The sequence below is a fragment of the Mycobacterium sp. ABE4_509 genome, from assembly GCF_056160785.1.
Window position 1 is genome coordinate 22,944 of record NZ_JBSWXU010000007.1, and the last position, 17,723, is coordinate 40,666.

15 protein-coding genes and 1 pseudogene are annotated in these 17,723 nt (G+C 60.5%); 7 read left to right on the forward strand and 9 right to left on the reverse strand.

Annotated elements, in window-relative coordinates; genetic code table 11:
• Window positions 1–73: 73 nt before the first annotated feature.
• A complete protein-coding gene (locus ACXAID_RS02795; protein WP_475020655.1) occupies window positions 74–1,564 on the reverse strand; it encodes a sugar transferase in 1,491 nt (496 codons plus the stop codon).
• 191 nt (window positions 1,565–1,755) lie between these two features.
• The gene (locus tag ACXAID_RS02800) at window positions 1,756–2,298 is read right to left on the reverse strand and encodes an arsenate reductase/protein-tyrosine-phosphatase family protein (protein WP_475020695.1); all 543 of its coding nucleotides are present in this window, start codon (window positions 2,296–2,298) and stop codon (window positions 1,756–1,758) included.
• A gap of 342 nt (window positions 2,299–2,640) precedes the next feature.
• Here ACXAID_RS02800 and ACXAID_RS02805 point away from each other — a divergent pair, with 342 nt between their 5' ends.
• From ACXAID_RS02805 to ACXAID_RS02820, 4 genes and pseudogenes are all read left to right on the forward strand, one after another.
• Window positions 2,641–3,426 (forward strand): hypothetical protein, encoded by a 786-nt coding sequence (locus tag ACXAID_RS02805; RefSeq protein WP_475020656.1) that lies wholly within the window; start codon window positions 2,641–2,643, stop codon window positions 3,424–3,426.
• A gap of 93 nt (window positions 3,427–3,519) precedes the next feature.
• Window positions 3,520–4,769 (forward strand): annotated as a pseudogene (locus ACXAID_RS02810) (ISNCY family transposase); the annotation flags it as partial.
• Between the two features lie 461 nt (window positions 4,770–5,230).
• Window positions 5,231–5,716, forward strand: coding sequence for a hypothetical protein (locus ACXAID_RS02815; protein WP_475020657.1), 486 nt, complete (start codon window positions 5,231–5,233; stop codon window positions 5,714–5,716).
• Window positions 5,713–6,666, forward strand: a complete 954-nt coding sequence (locus ACXAID_RS02820) for a hypothetical protein (protein ID WP_475020658.1) — start codon at window positions 5,713–5,715, stop codon at window positions 6,664–6,666. The genes ACXAID_RS02815 and ACXAID_RS02820 overlap by 4 nt, the downstream gene beginning before the upstream one ends.
• Window positions 6,667–7,084: 418 nt before the next feature.
• On the opposite strand, the gene ACXAID_RS02825 is transcribed toward ACXAID_RS02820, so the two are convergent.
• Complete coding sequence (locus ACXAID_RS02825) at window positions 7,085–8,479, reverse strand: O-antigen ligase family protein (RefSeq protein ID WP_475020659.1); 1,395 nt, start codon at window positions 8,477–8,479, stop codon at window positions 7,085–7,087.
• Window positions 8,480–9,025: 546 nt separating this feature from the next.
• Between ACXAID_RS02825 and ACXAID_RS02830 the strand changes: the two genes are divergently transcribed.
• The gene (locus tag ACXAID_RS02830) at window positions 9,026–9,880 is read left to right on the forward strand and encodes a hypothetical protein (RefSeq protein WP_475020660.1); all 855 of its coding nucleotides are present in this window, start codon (window positions 9,026–9,028) and stop codon (window positions 9,878–9,880) included.
• Between the two features lie 62 nt (window positions 9,881–9,942).
• Here ACXAID_RS02830 and ACXAID_RS02835 read toward each other — a convergent pair whose 3' ends face one another.
• Window positions 9,943–10,239: an acyltransferase gene (locus tag ACXAID_RS02835; RefSeq protein WP_475020696.1), complete on the reverse strand. Its 297-nt coding sequence runs from the start codon at window positions 10,237–10,239 to the stop codon at window positions 9,943–9,945.
• Between ACXAID_RS02835 and ACXAID_RS02840 the strand changes: the two genes are divergently transcribed.
• Window positions 10,180–10,416 (forward strand): hypothetical protein, encoded by a 237-nt coding sequence (locus ACXAID_RS02840; RefSeq protein WP_475020699.1) that lies wholly within the window; start codon window positions 10,180–10,182, stop codon window positions 10,414–10,416. The genes ACXAID_RS02835 and ACXAID_RS02840 overlap by 60 nt on opposite strands.
• A gap of 47 nt (window positions 10,417–10,463) precedes the next feature.
• On the opposite strand, the gene ACXAID_RS02845 is transcribed toward ACXAID_RS02840, so the two are convergent.
• The 3 genes from ACXAID_RS02845 to ACXAID_RS02855 form a co-directional block, all read right to left on the reverse strand.
• Window positions 10,464–11,408 carry a hypothetical protein gene (locus ACXAID_RS02845; protein ID WP_475020661.1) on the reverse strand — a complete coding sequence of 315 codons (945 nt, stop codon included), beginning with the start codon at window positions 11,406–11,408 and terminating at the stop codon, window positions 10,464–10,466.
• Window positions 11,409–11,533: 125 nt separating this feature from the next.
• Window positions 11,534–12,424, reverse strand: a complete 891-nt coding sequence (locus ACXAID_RS02850) for a glycosyltransferase family 2 protein (RefSeq protein WP_475020662.1) — start codon at window positions 12,422–12,424, stop codon at window positions 11,534–11,536.
• A 238-nt stretch (window positions 12,425–12,662) separates the two neighbouring features.
• A complete protein-coding gene (locus tag ACXAID_RS02855; protein ID WP_475020663.1) occupies window positions 12,663–13,331 on the reverse strand; it encodes an FkbM family methyltransferase in 669 nt (222 codons plus the stop codon).
• A gap of 703 nt (window positions 13,332–14,034) precedes the next feature.
• Here ACXAID_RS02855 and ACXAID_RS02860 point away from each other — a divergent pair.
• Entirely contained in the window at window positions 14,035–14,883 is an 849-nt protein-coding gene (locus ACXAID_RS02860) for a sulfotransferase domain-containing protein (RefSeq protein ID WP_475020664.1), read from the forward strand.
• A 106-nt stretch (window positions 14,884–14,989) separates the two neighbouring features.
• Here the strand turns inward: ACXAID_RS02860 and ACXAID_RS02865 are convergent, their stop codons facing one another.
• The gene (locus tag ACXAID_RS02865) at window positions 14,990–15,964 is read right to left on the reverse strand and encodes a GDP-L-fucose synthase family protein (protein ID WP_475020665.1); all 975 of its coding nucleotides are present in this window, start codon (window positions 15,962–15,964) and stop codon (window positions 14,990–14,992) included.
• Window positions 15,961–17,016 (reverse strand): GDP-mannose 4,6-dehydratase, encoded by a 1,056-nt coding sequence (gmd, locus tag ACXAID_RS02870; protein WP_475020666.1) that lies wholly within the window; start codon window positions 17,014–17,016, stop codon window positions 15,961–15,963. Before gmd ends, ACXAID_RS02865 begins: the two co-directional genes overlap by 4 nt.
• Between the last annotated feature and the right edge of the window lie 707 nt (window positions 17,017–17,723).

Sequence of the window (17,723 nt, forward strand, 5' to 3'; positions counted from 1 at the left end):
GCCCACTGATGTACCGAGATATGCGGTGGTGGTGAACTTATGTGCTTTTCCCGCCCGTCTTGGCTCAGAGCGTTCAGTAGGCGCCGGCGTGGCTGAAGACTGCCTTGATTGTCTTCAACGAGATCAGTAGGTCGGAGACCATTGACCAGTTCTCGACGTAGAACAGGTCGAGGCGTACTGCATCTTCCCAGGAGAGGTCGGATCGTCCGCTGACCTGCCATAGACCAGTGATTCCAGGGCGTACTAACAGTCGCTTCATGGCGTGGTCGTCATATGACTTGACCTCTTTTGCCAGGGGCGGGCGCGGCCCGACGACGCTCATGTCGCGCTTCAACACATTTATGAACTGCGGCAGTTCATCAATGCTGAACTTGCGCAGCACCTTACCGACGGGCGTCACCCGAGGGTCGGAACGGATCTTGAACAGCACCCCACCGTCAGACTCGTTGAGGTGCTTTAGGTTGTCGACCATCTTGTCGGCGCCGTCGCACATGGTTCGGAACTTGATCATTTCGAACGGCTCACCGTCCAGGCCGATCCGTTCTGCTCGGTAGAAGACCGGCCCTCTGCTCGTCAGCTTGATCGCGGCGGCGACCAACAGCAGAAAAGGCAGACCACAAAGCAAGACGCTGCCGGAGAAGGCGACGTCGAAGAATCGCTTCTGAAAGCGCTTAGCTCCGCTGTACTGCGGCTTCTCTACGTGGATCAGCGGTAGGCCGGCGACCGGCCGCATCTGCAAGCGAGGTCCGGCGATGTCGACGACGCCGGGCGAGACGAGCAGATCGATATCGAGTTTCTCAAGTTCCCACGACAAGTCACGAATGCCACGTCCGTCGAGTCGCTCAGTAGCGGTGACGGCGACTGCCTGGCTGCCGGTGGCGAGCACCGCATCGACGACGCTCGATTCGTCGCCGTAGGTAGGCACGGACCCGAAACCTGGCACGTCGACCGAGCGCCGCTGAATGGGGCCAGGAATGCAGGCTCCCACGATCTGGTACTCCGAACCGGATTCCCGAGCCAGCGACTTGGTGAGGTCTCGGACGGCGGCGCTGTTGCCGACCACGAGCACTCGGGTGATACAGCGCCCGTGCTTCTGCCGGGCCGCCACGACGACTCTTCGAGCAATCCACCTGAAGACCGAGAGAATGACCAGGCCCGCCGGAAGCGCGATCATCAGGTATCCGCGCGCGATCTCCAGCTTGAATAGCATCGACACGATCGCCACGCCGCCGAACACGGAAAACGTGGCAAGCCACACGCGCCGGTACTCTTCGGCACCCGAACCGATAATCCGTGGGGACCGCGATCGATTGATCGACAGCGCCAGCGTCCAAACCACGACCAACACCACCGACACGATGGTGTAGGTCCAATTGACGCGCGACTGTGAAAGACCTGGGAAGGATCCGAATCGCAACCACTGCGCCAAACCGACTGCCAGAACAACGCCAGCCAGGTCAACCGCAACGAGCCGCAACGCGTACGCCTGCTGCCAGGTCGGGATCTTTCCGAGTGCCGAAACGGCATTTGCTATGGCCACTGGCCGATCATTCACCGCCGTCATCGCACCCCCTTGCGTTCACCCCTTGGTCAGCAACTTTAACCCACGCTCGACCAAGTTCTCAAGACGAACGGAGAGTTCGCTCGCCATTCTGCCTAGCCGGCTCGAGAGCACTAGGTAATATTCACAGCGACGTAACGACGTATTCCCACCACAGCGTTGCCGGCAACGGAACGCGACGAGCAAGGCCAGCGTCAGTCTGGCCGCGCGTGGGGCTGGCAGGAGCGTGCGCACAGCCCCAGAACGGGTGGCAGGTGACCTGCAATCAATGCGCCGACCGCCTCGAAGGCATTGAGGTCTCTTCCGATGGGATCCGGAATGTCGATGTCGATCGTCGCCGTGAGCTGCGACCGCAAGGGTGATAGGTCGGCGACGGTCTGCACGTCGAACTCGGTCGCAAGCTTCGCTGCCTCGGCGAGCGTGAATGTCCGATGGAGCTTGTTGGGAGCTAGTCCCAGGACACCGTCGCGGTGCGACTTGGTCATGGTGAGCACGATGTCCGCTTCGGCCAAGATCCGCCCGGTCAATTGACGAGCAATGAAGTCGGCCGGATCGCCACCAAGCCCGCGTAGAACCAACGCCGAACTCTCATGCATGGGGCTACCAATCACCGCGCGGGTCCCAGCGCTCGACACGCGGAAGTTGGGGATCTGTAGCCCCACCCCGTATTCCAGCGCCAACCTCTCAGCTGTGGGAGAGCGACAGATATTGCCGGTACAAACGAACAAGACGTGCAGAAGCGCTCCTCGGTTGGGCTCCTGACCACCATAGGCGTTTTGGCGGACGACAGGCGAGACAACCCGCTCGCAGAATGGGCCGTCGCGACTCGGATCGACAGTCGGGTGTGAAGTCCACTCCCCGCAGGACCAGCCGAACAGATCCGCGCGGGCACAAACGAAAGCACGACGCCGGTCGGACAGCTCCTCTCCTGACCAGACCCAATCCACAAAAGTGCGCTCGCTTTGCACTATCGGCCTGACGCCTCGAAAGGCCTGGCCGCCGGGCTGAGCGCACACCGCCGGCAACAGCGCGGACCCTCACGATGCCCTAACATGTGGCGCGTGGCACCTTTTCGATGGATGGCGGGCTACGCCAGAGGCGGCCTCACCCGGTTGCGGGAATCTTCATCCGAAGGCAACTGGATCGTCTTCATTCATGTGCCGAAATGCGGCGGCACAAGCATCAGAACGGCGTTCCGTCGGGCGATTGGCTTCCACGGGCTCAACGCAGTGTCCCTCGACGAGAAGGCCTCGACACGCGCCGCCGAAGCGCTCGGCGAGGATCCCCTCGTCCTACGCGAACGCTGGATGCTCTACCAGGTCGCCAGGGCGCGCGTCGCCTATATAGACGGCCACTTCCCATGGTCTCCAGCCCTGGGGGCACTGGCCGGCAACTATCGAGTTGTGACCATGTTGCGCGAACCTCGTGCGCATTTTCTCTCAACATTCTTCTACAACCGGGACAAGAGCAGTCGCGAACATTTGACCATCGACCCTAGCGCCACGCTGAAGGACTTCGTGGAATCGGAGCGGGCCCGCGCCATCGGTGGAATGTTCGTCCGCTACCTGACCGACCCGCACCTGCGAAGCGCCCCCACTGACCCCGAAGCGATCGAAGCCGCATGTCGCAACCTCATGACGGTCAATGCCGTCGGCACACTCGACCATCTCGACGAATGGGCCTCTGATATCGGCCAGCTCATCGGTCGGCAGATAAAGATCGGGAACGAACGGATCAGCCCGACTCCGATCGCCATGAGAAACGCCGAGATCGACGCAGAGGTCTTGGCAGCTATCGACGAAGTCTGTCGCCCGAACCGCGCAGTGTACGAGGCAGCGCGCCGGTGGCGAGCGAATCAGCCTTAGCAAAGGGGAGATCGCGGTCGCCAGCCACCAGAGAAGCCTGCGGAATCACGCTGCGTCTGCCCATCGCTTTTATCCTGATCTCACCGAAATGGCTATCTACCTGTGTTTTTCGTCGCTCTGCGATCCCGCAATGGGCGCTTAGCGGCGGGCTCTAGCCTCGATTTTTCGTCCAAAGTGATGGCGGTCGACTTTCGCGACCTGATGCCTCGGTTTTGCCGGATCCCGTTCGGTTCGCGGTTGCCGCATCCGACCACCCTGCTGAAGCTAACCAGCCGTTGCGGTGAGGCAACGGTCGCCGGGCTTAACGACGCCTTGCTGGCCAAGGCGGCTACGGTGAAGCTGATCCGCACTGACAAGGTCCGTGCCGACACCACGGTGGTGGAAGCTGCGGTGGCCCATCCGACCGATTCTGGGTTGCTGGCCAAGGCCGTCGGCGGGATCGCCACGACGGTCAGACGGATTCAGGCCGCCGGCGGAGCTACCCGCACTCGGGTGCGTGATCGCAGTCGTTCGGCAAGTCAGCGGGCCCGGGCGATCGCGGCCAAGCTGCGGCTGCGCGGTGCGGCCGCCCGTGAGGAGGGTCAGGCCGCGGTGCTGCGGATCACCGGCCAGTTGGCCGACGTCGCCGCTGCGGCCATCGCCGACGCGGACGCGGTCTTGCGCAACGCACGCAGAGGTTTACGCACTGCGACGGGTCGTCGCCGCGGACGACTGCAGCGGGCGGTCAACGACCTGGCCACCCTGCTGGCACGCACCGGACAGGTGATCGACCAGACTCGGAGTCGACTGGCCGGGGTGATGCCGGATTCGGCGAGCCGGATCGTGAGCTTCCCCGACGTCGACGCCCGCCGATCCGCAAGGACCGACTGGGCAAGCCGGTCGAATTCGGCTACAAGGCCCAGGTCGTCGACAACGCGGACGGAGTCATCCTCGACCACAGCGTGCAGATCGGTAACCCGCCCGACGCGCCACAGCTGGCGCCGGCGATCGCCCGCATCACCGACCGGACCGGGCGTGCCCCGACCGCGGTGACCGCCGACCGCGGCTACGGCTACGCCTCCGTCGACAACGAACTACATGAGCTCGGAGTCCGCCGAGTGGCCATCCCCCGAGCCAGTAGACCCGGCGCTGCCCGGCGGGAGTTCGAACATCGAAAGGCATTCCGAGCCAAGATCAAATGGCGGACCGGATGCGAAGGCCGGATCAACCACCTCAAACGCAGCTACGGATGGAACCGCACCGAACTGACCACCCTGACCGGAGCCCGCACCTGGTGCGGACACGGAGTCTTCGCCCACAACCTGGTCAAGATCAGCGCACTGGCCGGACGACAACCGATCTAGAGGAAAGTCCCCTCGACGCCAAGACCATCATCAAGCCGCACCGACCATCAATCCTTTTTCAGGTCGAAGTAGCTAAGGGCTGTTTTCGGGCTCCGAAGGCGACCGCCTTCTCGAACTGTACCGAATGCCCCGCCAGGAACTCGCCGACGAAGGGGTGCGCTCGAATACTACGCTCGCCACAACCGGGGCCGCTTGACCTGCAAGCACTTCGACGCCTCGTCGAACCACTTCCCATTCGTCCTGGACACCAGGATTGACAGTCGCCCGCCACCATTTAGACTCAGCCGACAAGAGGAGGTCACGGGGAGCCTGGCTCGGTAACGAAAGGCGCGCTGCTCAATGTGTCGCGGACCACGCTGCGGCAGCAGGGCCCGCCAGACACCGATCGCGTAAGTCAAGTCGACGCGTGGATGCGCAACTGACGACGACAACGATCGTTTGAGCATCGGGGAGGAACTGGCATGTCAGACGACGAGACTCCGAGATCGAAGACGCTGCCGTGGCGGACCACAACGGTTGCGGTCTTCGGGCTGTTGCTGGTCTTGCAAGGATTTCTCTCATTTGTAATCTCGCCGGAGCCATACCCCGCCATTCGCATGCCGCAGTTTGCCCGTGCAGCCGCCCCGGACGGAACTTTTCAAATTACCCGCGTAATTGCCGACGTTATCAACCAAGACGGCTCGGTGCAGCAAATCTCTCCAAATGAATTGATGGCGGGATTCCGCGATTCCTCAGCAGGCCCGTCCTTTGACTATATATTTACCCCGGGCAGATCGGAACGAATAACTCCCGCCGTAAGAGAATGGCTGAAGAAGAGGATCGTAGAAATCGAGCAGGGGGCCGTACCCGCCGAATTAAGAATCTGCTTTCAGGACGTCCGCGCCCGTGTCACGGATTCAAGTGTCGTCAGCGAAAAGCCGTGCGATTGGACGGTCATCGACTTATGATTCGCTGGTTTGAATCGACGCTGAGCCGGATAGCGGCAGCATATGCACCCGACCTGCGGTTTCTGGCAATCATTAGAATTTCATTCGGGCTGGCTACTATCTTTCTGACTGGCGTGACACGCCAGGATGTAACGTGGGTGGGAGAGGTACCGGCGGCCTTCTTCCATGCTAGGCCCGGGTTGTTCTACTTCCTGACGGGTCCACCCGACAACTCGTTCCTGATCATGTTGATGGCGGCGAAGATCACGCTCGGTATATTGCTGATCGTAGGAATCTGGACGCTTCCCGTGTCCGTGCTCCTGTCCGCGGCTCTAATGACGAGTTCGGGTATCTCCTACTCCTATTCCAAGCTCGACCATTTAATTCTCTTTGAAATCACGCCTGTTTTCCTCGCTGTTGCCGGCTGGGGTTGGAAATGGTCGGCCGATGCTCTGCTTCACCGAAAGCGAAGCCCACTTTCAGAGCTGTCAACAGGGCGCGGCATGCCGATATTGCTCTTCGCGATGACTATCGGATGGGGCATGCTCACAGCGGCGGCGCCGAAGGCGGCGGGTGGCTGGCTCGATCCGTCCCGCTACGCAACTCGAGCCGTTGTGGCGCGACACGTGCTGTTGGAAGACCAGAAAATCGGGCCGCTCTGGTCACAGGCTTTTGGCATTGACAACGGAGTGTTCTGGAAGTTTCTCGATTTCAGCACTGTGATCATCGAGGCTGGCCTCATATTCGTCGTATTCATACCTCTCGCGTTCAGGCTGTGGCTACTGTTCCTCACAGCCTTCCACGTAGGCGTATATCTGGTACTGGGCATCAATTTTGTACCTTATGCATTCGTCTACATTGTGTTCTTCTCGCCCGTGTTCGTGTGGATTGCCACCAGGGTTGGCCACCCAACACCGCCTGTCAGGCAGGAATCGACGTCAAGCACTGCTGCGGTAGATCGTGACCACTGAGGCCGATTGAGTCGACAACAGCAGTCCCCGTACTCGCCCAACTTGGCCATTGACACCATTGTGGTCAGGCCAGCACGGGCGTGGCGACGACGTCGACTAGCCAAGACAGTTGCCAACTCGCACGCAACAGGGTGGCCGGCCTGCAGTTTGAGGTGACGGTTATGGATCTTGGGCACTCGGCCGGATTCCCTAGCGCAAGGCGATTGACGAGCTCCTCTCGGTTCAAACTGCGCGGATTCGGCGGCCGGTACCGGAATTCATGCGAATCCACCGCTACCCGATTGCGCAAACCCTAGAGACTAGAGATCCGCGGGCTGCAAACGACACCCATGAACGCCGCCTACCTACAGCAGGACCTCGCCGAACACCTTGCCACGATCAATTGCACGACACTGGGACCCAATTGATCAGCCCACGCTCACAAGCTTTGCGCCGCAGGAATCTTGGCTGAACGCTCTCCGGTTTCGGCAGCTCTAGAGGATGAAATTTGCCTCGACAACTCAAGCACCGGTCCAGGCGGGAATGTCGCCAGAACAAACAACAACGGAAGCCAATGCTGCTGCTGCACAAAGAATGCCGAGACCATCGCGAAAGTGATAACAGTTGCGGCGACACCCGCGGAACCATAATTCTCACCCCGAATGACCGACCGAGCAATACACAACAGCACGACGGTGGTCACTCCGGCGAACCAGATAAATAGTAGAATTCCGCCCTGGTACCAAGAATGCAAAAGAAGGTTGTGTACCGAGGTGGTGCCATTGAACGTACCGGAGTTCGCGCCGTCCATTCCGACTCCATAAATGGGATCCCGGGCAATGTAGTCGAGAGCCCATTGATACGTTAGCATCCGCGCTTCCCAGGATGAAGCCCCTTCGCCAGTCGTTCCTGTGACTTTGGCGAATCGAAGCTCTAGAAATGACACAAACCAAGCGTCGCTGAAGTCGATCAAGACACTTGCGAGACCTGTCGCCACAGCAATAACCAGGGCCGCGAGGACCCGACGCATGGTTGCCAGCAACACGACGAGCCCGACGCCACCCGCGAGAATTGCGCTAAGGCTGCCTGTAGTAACCAATGCAACGAGGTTGATGGCAAACGCACACCAGAGCATGAACTTCACATGCGGCGAAACATTGAACACCACCGCTAGAATCGTTAGCATCGCAATCACGCACATGATCGCGAGCGTATTGGGATGACCGGACAACCCAGTCGAGCGCCCGAACATTTCCGCCTGGCCTAGCACTCGGGCGCCGCCCTGCTGAGCTATACCAGCCGCTGCAGAAATGGTCTGAGAAGCGACAAAAGATCCGATGACCCATGGCATGAATCGACGATTTTTCTCCACCTGGTAGCGGAAAACCGCGGGAGCAAGAACGCATAGAATTCCGAACTTTATTGCAACGACGACGCTTTCGGACGCCAAGCCCCCGTTTCCCGATACGAAGCCGGCGGCAGGAATCAGCACCGCCCCGGCAAGCCAAATCGGAAGCCCTACGGGGCGTGCCAATCGACCGGAAATGGCTGAAACGACCAGGGCGAGAAGCAGAATGTCCCCGATCCGGTAGAGCGGCAACCTCCAGATTCCGGCGGTCTTGTTTGCCTCCATGACAGGAAGCCACGCGGCAACGAGCGATCCATATGCAATCCAGAAGTACGAGACGTTGCCGGCGGCTGGTGGATGTTGGCCAGACGGGCCACGCCGAGCCAGCGCGGCGGGCGACTTCAGCGCAGCAGCCTGCAAATCAGCCACCGCCCCATACGGCTGATTGCGGAGATCCCACGGTCTTCGGCGACGCGGATCGGTCATTCCACACCATCGACGGAGCATATATGTCCGCGCCCAGCGGCGTCCCGCAAGCGAACATCTATCGCCACCGATCCCACGAATACAATCAGCAACCAGCGTCCGACACACGCCAACTGTCGACGTTATTCGACGCATTCGCCTTGGCAGATGGACCGTCGTGGGACCCTGGGAACCGGCACCAGGCGGGTTCGGGCGGTGCCACCGGCATGACACCAAAGACACCCAATTCACATTGGCGACGCGGACAATGCCTCAAGTCCGGTAGCGGAAGCGATGGTCGCTCAGCAACCACAACTGACTGCGGCGATGGCGATCACCATGCCCGAATCAGCCCAGTTCACCGTTCCCGCACTGCGCCGCGTCAGTCACCCCTCCAAAGCGGGTTTTCCTTCAGGCCAATAGGGACCGCACTGCCGCCCGAGTAGCTCCGACGCCCAGTCGGCACGGGGGCGCTCGTCAGCAACTCCATTGCTACGGCGTGTGCTACGGCGTGGTAACTTCCCGAATATGGGAAGTGCGCCTGACCTAGTCCGCACGGTTCGCCGGGTGAAAGCACTCAGAAAAGTCGGCTGGCCCGTCTACAAGTTCTACCGGGCTAAGACCGCATCAGGTATTGCGCGACCGATCGTCGTGAACAGCATACCCAAGGCCGGCACTCACCTCGTCGCAAGTGTGCTGAGTAAAGTGCCTCGAGTGAACTTTTCCGGCGTTTTCATCGCGCTTGACTTCGTATCGCCGAAGATCGCCGAGCGCGAGGGCGAAATACCCGACTATGACCGTCCTCGACTACTTCGTGAGATTCGGAAGGTCCAGCCCGGAACGTTTGCCAACTGCCACCTTTATTACGATGAGTACACCCGCAACCTGTTGACCTCGCCCGAGGTATCCGCGCTATTCATCGTTCGGGACCCACGTGACATCATCGTCTCGCAACTTCACTATATCGAGCAATTCCGTGGCCATCATTTTCACGAGTACTTGACTTCCGCATACGCAACTAGAGCCGAACGGTTGGACGCACTGATCTTCGGATGGGAACCTAGCGGCCCCGTTGGCGGCACCTCCGACCTGCCGACCAGGGGAATGGCAGACATCGGCACTCGGCTCAGGTCTTTCAGGGGTTGGTCGACCACCGTGCCAACGTTCAAATTCGAGGAGTTCGCCGCGGCGCCAGATCGCGAAAGCCTCGACCAGTCTCTGCGAAGGCTGCTGCAAGCCGTGGGACTGGAAGAATTCTGCGACATCGATTCAGCAAGACAGGGTATCGGCGACAGATGGAGTGCCACCTTCAACACGGCCGCTACAGAGGGGTGGAGAGACGCGCTGTCGAACACACAAGTCGCCGCCGTCGCGGACCTTGCGGGCGACTACCTGGCCGAGTACGGCTACTCTCGGAGCTAGTGATCGACCCAGGCCCGCCAATTGAGGCCTCGGATGGCAGCTCCGGTACGTACTGAGTCGGTCTATCGGCCTTTGGGATATCTATGCCTGATCGGCTTAGCTGGTACCCCTGCGCACACCGTGTACGGAGGAAGATCTCGAACAACGACCGACCCCGCGCCCACGATACAGCCGTCGCCAATCTTAACCGTACCGACGACTATGGCTCCGAAACCTATGAGCACGTCGCTGCCGATTTCGATCAGCGAGGTATCGTCCCGGGTCGCAGAATATACTGAGATGGTGGGGTCTTCGAATGGATGGTCTCGGCCGATAAACGAAACGTTGCTCGACACGAGCACATAGTTGCCGATCCGCATATCGACTTCAGAGGTGAAATTCTTTCCGAAAGAGATGTGATGACCCAGCTCGATGAAGTGCGGGGCTCGGATATCGGCACCTTTCGCGAAGCTAATGGCGTTTCCATGCACGATATCCGCTGGCGCCGCGGCCTTGACACGCTGCAAACGCGCAAAGCGAATCCCGCTTCTCAATAGCTCGAGGGGCCATGGGTACGAGCGGAAGGGGCCCTCGTCTGCATGTGTCATCGCCTGCCTCGCTGCACGAGTGCCCGCTTCGCCGTACCGACGTGTGCGATGGAGCGCCGAATTCGAAGTTCCCGGCACCGCCGTAGCGCATCCATCGCTCGATAATCCACGTTTTCCGCGTCGCCGAACTCCGGCACTTCGTCGAGCAACGGCGGCCGCCTCGCCAGCAGATCGTAGGGATTGGAGACTCCGCCGTGGGTGCCCGCATTGAGACCCACGTTGTCCACAATTCGACGAGGCGGGAAAATAGATACGCCTCCATGCCTGAAGACCGTGTAGTACCAGTGGACGGACCAGCTATTCACGCGGCCAGACAACGAGTTCTTCAGCTGCTTGGTAAACGGATAGATGCCGTTCATGTCGAAGGCAGACTTGAACGAGCGGGTGCGCAGCTCATCGGGATCGGGTTGGTTGTTCAGGTCGAAACGATCCCACGCCCGCTTCCAGGTGGCCCAGCCCCACGGGTGCGTAAACGGAAGAGACACCGCGCTGCTGCTTTGCCTGAGTTCAGGTGCGTCGTAGACATACCCCGCGACGCTCCACACCCGTTGTTCGGTTTCGTAGTGAAGCAAACCCTTGTTGAAGTACTCCAGCGACACGGGTGACAGCACGAGGTCATCCTCGAAAACGATGACCTTGCCGTGTTCTCGGACTACTTCGGTGACCCCGGAGAAGATCGAGTTTCGAAGTCCACGATTCGACTCCTGAAACGAATGTGACACGTTCGGCAGCTTGAGACTTCGCACATACTCCCGCACGGTTTCCACGGACGCTCTGTCCGCGTCTCCCTTTGGACCGTCGACGAAGATCCTCACCTCAGTCGTGGCAAACCCGCGGCAGGCCTGCAGGTTTGACATCAAGGCAGCGAGCTTGTCCGGTCGGTTGTACGCGAACACGGCTACCGGGGCCCAGCCACCTTGGCCCGTTGTCGAGTCACTCACTGCCGGGTAGCTCCTCTGCTTGCACGCGTGGTCTGGTTCGTGGACTGACAGTTCGTGGTCCACAAACCCCGACACTAGTTGTCCGTCCCCATCGTTGCGTGTTAGTCCGTCGTTACCCGCGGAACCTATTTTCGTGCGTATTCGCGAACCCGATAATTGAAGAACGCGGCGAGACGCCCGTACCCGTAGAACAAGTATGTGAAGGGTTTTGATTGCAGGCCACGGCCGGTGACCAGGCCGAAGCCGAGCATCACTGCCCCGTAGCCGACGGCGAGAACGGCCCTAGCAAGGCCCTTTGCCACTCCCCCGTACTTCAGCCGCGTTCGGGTGTCGACGATCCCGTTACGAATTGCCCTGCGGCGAAGCCAGCGCAGGGACAATCTGTCCACTGGGACATCTTCGTACACGACGGCCTCTGCACAATAGAGCAGAGAGGCACCGGACATCCGTATTCGAATGAAGAAGTCGGTGTCCGAACCGCCAGTTTCGGAGAACGAAGGGTCGAATTCAGGGCACCCCGCACGCTCCCACGCTTCACGGAGCAACAGCGTGTTGTTCGTTGGGGCGGTGGGGAGACGATGACCACTTTGGCGAGTCGCCCGCTGAATGAAGCCACCGCGCGTAATCCAGTCCGGCGTTTCGTCCGGGAGAATGCTAATCACCGGCCCCACCACGACGTCGGCTCCCGTCTCTGCCGCGTAGCTCGTCAGGGTGCTGAGCCAGTCCGGCGACACCCACTCGTCGTCATCGACGAAGATGATCCCCCGATGTCGATCGCTGAAGTGCCTGAGGGCTCTGTTTCGCGCCTCCGCGATCCCCGGCTTGGCCTCCACGACATACACTGGGTTCAACTCATGGCCAGTCGCGACAGACCTGGCGGTTCCCTCGGAGTCATTGTCGACGACGAGAATCTCGGCCTTCGCCGCCCCGATTCCAACTCTGAGGCTGTCGAGCAATTGCTTCAGTTCCGTGGGACGGCGGTAGGAGGCAATCGCGATCAGATAGCAATCAGCCATGCGTCGATTATTGCGCACCAATCCTCGCGGCTCCGAGTTGGGACGCGCCCTTGCTGAAACTGGTGACCTGCGCTGACAACGTGCCGATTCCGGGCTCTCCGCCGCGAGTCCGCGGCCCCCGGAAACCAGGGGATGGCCGCCATATCGGAGCATGCCCGCAGTCAAAGCGACTCGATTCCGTGCGCGCCGAATCGCCGTGATCCCCTCCGCGGCGCACAGTGTCAAGTTCGGACCGACCTCAACTACTCGAGCTCGCAGATCGCCGGAAAAGCACATCAACTTGAGTTGGCCCGAATTCTCCCGTCGTGACCTGGTTGTACACGCCGGCCACGGAGAACCCGCGGTTCACGAGATAGTCGCACACTTCTTGAAAGAGCGGTTGGCCTTCGTAGAGTTCAACGAAGCTCAACTCCACATAGATGAAATCGATCTGATCGAGGGGACCGCAACCCTCGAATAGTGCAAGTTCGCCGCCCTGGACGTCGACCTTCAACAGTACGGGGGGCGTCAGTGAACCGATTTCGATGCATTCATCAAGGCGTTTGACCGTCACGTTGATTGTCGCGGCCGGACGAACGCCGAAGGCGAGCGCTTGGCCTCTGGCAGGCCTCAGAAGGGATGAACTGTCCGCCCTGTCTGCGACGTGGAACTGAGCTGTCCCTGCCGCACTCGCAAGAGCAACGCGGGAAAGCTTGGTCGACCGGTCACCGCTGAAAATTCGCTCGTACACGTCGGCCGCTTCCGGCAACGGCTCGAAGGCGAAAATCTGGGCGCTGGGACGCGCCTTGCGGAACGCGAGGCTGAACTGCCCCTTGTTGGCGCCAGCATCGATCAGTGTGTTGCTCTTGCAGTTCCTTATCGCTTCCAGGTGTTCGGTCGCGGCGGCAACCCTGTCGCGCACAGCCACCTTGAGGAAATATGGGCAAACAAGGAGACTCAGATACTTGCGAACTCGCAACGGCGACAGCAAATTCGACCCCCTGAAAATTGGCCCTGACGACACCGTCGTGGAGTGTTTCGCTGGACGGGAAGCTGCACGTAAGATTACCTGACGGCGCAAATCGAACCAGCGGCTCCTCGTCGAAACGAGAGCCGCCGACCCGAGCGGCGACGTACCGGCACGAATCTACCCACACCCTAGCGACGATCGTCCGGCCGTGAGCCAGAACGAAGCGGAAGCGACTGTCTTACAAGGGATACCCCAAATCGTCCGCCCTTGTCGTCCCTACAGTCAGCGCCGTGCGCGGGAGCCCCGAGTCTGCATGTCTTTGGCACCAGCGGGCTTGGCCACGGCACCAGCTAGGGTGCCAGCAGGGCAGCGGCTCAAGGCCCGATGTGCCGCCACCGCACGGACCGACTGTGTACCGGCCGGTAACCCTGGCCTGCCAGGGTATGTCCGACCTGCCCAATTGCTGCATCAGTCAGAACGGAGTCGCTCCCCTGGATCGTTCACCGATGTGCAGTTCACCGCCTCGACGCCTCGCCACTCTAGCCTCGGTAACACCCTGTGAAGTCGAAGTTTTGGACGATTTCCCCCAGACCGCGCATGCCGGTCACACCAGCGCTAAGCTGTTTGCCACCGACAGTCCGCGCCGGCGAGGGGGTAAAACGTGGACGCGCTGATGAAGCACGATCAGTTCTTGATCATCATCGGATCGATGAAGTGTGGTACAACGTCGCTGTTCGACTATCTGGGGCAGCACCCCGCGCTGTGCCCCAGCAGCAAGAAAGCAACTGAGCACTTCAGCGAAAACCAAAAACATCAGGTCGAGGTCAGTCGCTACGAGGACTTCTGGCCAGACTTCGACCCCTTAGCTCACAAGTACGCGCTCGAGAGCTCGACCGGTTACACGAAGTGGCCGGCCGAGCAGGGCGTTGCGCAGCGCATGCACGCATACGGTATACGGCCACGGCTCATCTACCTGGTGCGCGATCCCATTGAGAGGATCGAATCCCACATCAATTTCGTACGCGTCACCAGTCGTCAACGTATCGCGGTTGACGACTCTTATCCAGTGGACGTAACTCGCTACGCCGCACAGCTTGACCCGTTCGTCGACGCATTCGGCCGCGAGGCTATCCGTGTGGTGGACTCCGCCCGGCTGTTCAGCGATGCCAACCAGGTTTGTCGGGAAATTTACGATTGGCTGGGACTGGAACCCCATGAAATCGATCAACCTCAGGTACTGAACGTAACTGCGAGCAAAGAGACAAGCCAGCTCGACCGAGTCATAAGGAACAGCCGCTTGCTCCGGAAGGTCGCCCTCAAGATCCCGGCGGGACTGGCGCAACCGGTTAAGAGAAGTGCACGGAAATTGATGCCCTATCGTCATGAGCGGGTGCAACTCTCCCCGATGCGCATCCGGCAGATACGGGAGATCCTGCAGGGCGACGTCGACCGGCTCTCGCGTGAGTGGGGCGTCGATGTCACGTCCTGGGGTTTCAACAAAGTCGCCTGACGGCGGAGCCCAAAGTCTATCGACAGTTTTGCAGGTCGAGATTTGGGCGATCCCGAAGGCCTGTCAAGATCCGCTGATTCGACTGTGGCAACCGCAAGGCCAGCAACTAGGTCCGTAAGTCACCGAGATGCTCCCGGTACCACGCCACCGTTCGTTCCAGCCCTTCTCTCAGGCTTATCTTCGATGTCCAGCCCGCACCTGCGAGCTTCGACACGTCCAGCAGCTTCTGCGGAGTTCCATCGGGTTTGGTGGTGTCCCAAGTGGTTTCGCCGGAATATCCCACGACCGACGCGACAGTCTCAGCAACCTCCCGGATGGTGACATCAGCACCACTTCCCACATTGACCTGCTCCGGGCCGTCGTAGTGCTCGAGCAAGTGCAGACATGCGTCGGCCATATCATCGGCGTGCAGAAACTCCCGCCGAGGAGAGCCGGTGCCCCAGTTGCTCACAGACCGCGCGCCCGACGCAACCGCCTCATCGTAGCGCCGAATCAATGCCGGCAGCACGTGCGAGCCTGTCGCTGAGAAATTATCGTTTGGTCCGTAGAGGTTCGTTGGCATCGCCGATATCCAGGGCAGCCCGTACTGTCGACGAACCGCTTGTACGTGCAGGATGCCGGCGATCTTCGCGATCGCATACGCGTCGTTGGTAGGCTCGAGGTGACCGGTTAGCAAAGATTCCTCGCGGATCGGCTGCGGAGCGAACTTCGGGTAGATGCACGAGGAACCCAGGAACAGAAGGCGCTCTACACCAACCTCCCGGGCTGCGTCCAGGACATTGACCTGAATGCGCAGGTTATCGCTGAGGAAGTCAACGGGGTAGCTGTTGTTGGCCATGATGCCACCGACTTTCGCCGCCGCGAGTGCGACATACCGCGGCCTTGTCTGGTGGAAGAAGTCCAACACCGCGTGACGATTCTTCAGGTCCAGTTCATCTGAGGCCTTACCGATGATGTTCTCGAACCCCGCGGCCTCCAGCCTTCGCACTATGGCCGAGCCGACCAATCCTCGGTGGCCCGCAACGTAGAACGGTGCAGCCCGGCCGAGCTCACCGGGCTGGTAATGCGGGTCCGCGGTCACGGCCGGAGCGCTCCGCGCGTGCTGGGCGTCACCCACGAGTCTAGTCGCACCGTGTCGATCCATGGCCGACCGGCATGAACGAGCGCCTCGATATCAGCGTCAACCATCAGTCGGGCCAGTTGACGACCGTCGACCGTCGGCACCCAGCCCAGCATTTCACCGGCCCGCGCTGGGTCACCGATCAATGCATCGACCTCTGTCGGGCGAAGGTAGCGCTCGTCGAACTTGACGTGGTCGCGCCACTCAAGATCCGCATGACCGAAGGCGATCTCGAGGAACTCTCGAACAGTTATCCCCAAACCTGTCGCCAGAACATAGTCGCGAGGTTCGTTGGCTTGCAGCATCCGCCACATTCCCTCCACATACTCTGGGGCGTATCCCCAGTCGCGGACAGCGTCGAGGTTGCCCATATAGAGATGGTCCTGGGTGCCGGCCTTGATCGCGGCGACCGCGCGGGTGATCTTGCGGGTGACGAATGTCTCACCGCGGCGCGGCGATTCGTGATTGAACAGTATTCCGTTGACTGCGAACAGCCCGTAGGCCTCACGATAGTTCTTGGTGATCCAGTAGCTGTAGAGCTTCGACGCCGCATACGGTGAACGAGGGTAGAACGGTGTCTCCTCGTTCTGTGGTGGCGGCGTCGCCCCGTAGAGCTCGGAAGAAGACGCTTGGTAGAACCGCGTCTTGATACCAGACAGCCGCACTGCCTCAAGGAGCCGGATGGTTCCGGTGCCTGTCGTGTCGGCGGTGTGTTCGGGCTCTTCGAAGGACACCCGGACGTGGGACTGCGCCGCCAGGTTGTACACCTCGTCGGGATCGATGCCGGCGAGCAGCGTCACCAGTCGGGCGCCATCGCTGAGATCTCCGTAGTGCAGAAAGAGTCGGGCGTCCGGGGAGTGCGGGTCGACGTATAGGTGGTCTATACGCGAAGTGTTGAATGTCGACGCTCGGCGTATCAGCCCGTGTACCTCATAGCCTTTCGCCAGCAACAGCTCAGCAAGGTAGGAGCCATCCTGCCCGGTAATGCCCGTGATCAGTGCCCGCTTTGTCATTCAATCCCCCATCCGCCAAGGCGGTTATTTAACCGGAAGCAGTTGAGCGCTCAGCCTACCGGCCGACCGCTGCAGGTTCCTGGCACGGGGTGACGGTCAGAGCCGCACGCTCGGGAACCGCACACCGAATTCGGCGACCCTCGACGTCGGATCATTGTCATGCGCCGACAAGGTCCACTCAACTCCTCCCATGAGCGGGTCCATTCTCGGGTGCGCTGACAAAGTGTGGAAATTGGGACAGCAACCACTTCAGACGAGGTCGCCTCTGGGCGCGATGTTTGCCATTCCGATCCGATCTATTCACCTACACCAGCCCGAACTCGTCCCAATACGCGAACTAATGGGCGCTATCGCCTTTTCCCAAACATGTACCTCGTGCTCAAGGTGCTGGCGCCCAAACCCATCTTCCCCGAACAACAATTGCATAGTCCTGACGATCGCATACTGCGCAGTAAAGATTCGACCAACTGTGACGGTCCTCGGCCCGGGGTGAATCTCACGCGACAATTCAGTTCGATTGCCAAGTTGAACTCGCACTTGAGCGGGTTGGCCAACCTGCGTGCTCGACTCCTCCTCGCGCGGACGGATGCAGGAGCGAACCCAGCGCGGAGCGCAGGCGGCGGCCAGCCTTCCGGAGCGGAGGACATTTCGCGCCGCGGGCTCCGGCATAGCGCAATCGTGGGCCTCGGAGGGGCCACCGCGGCTGG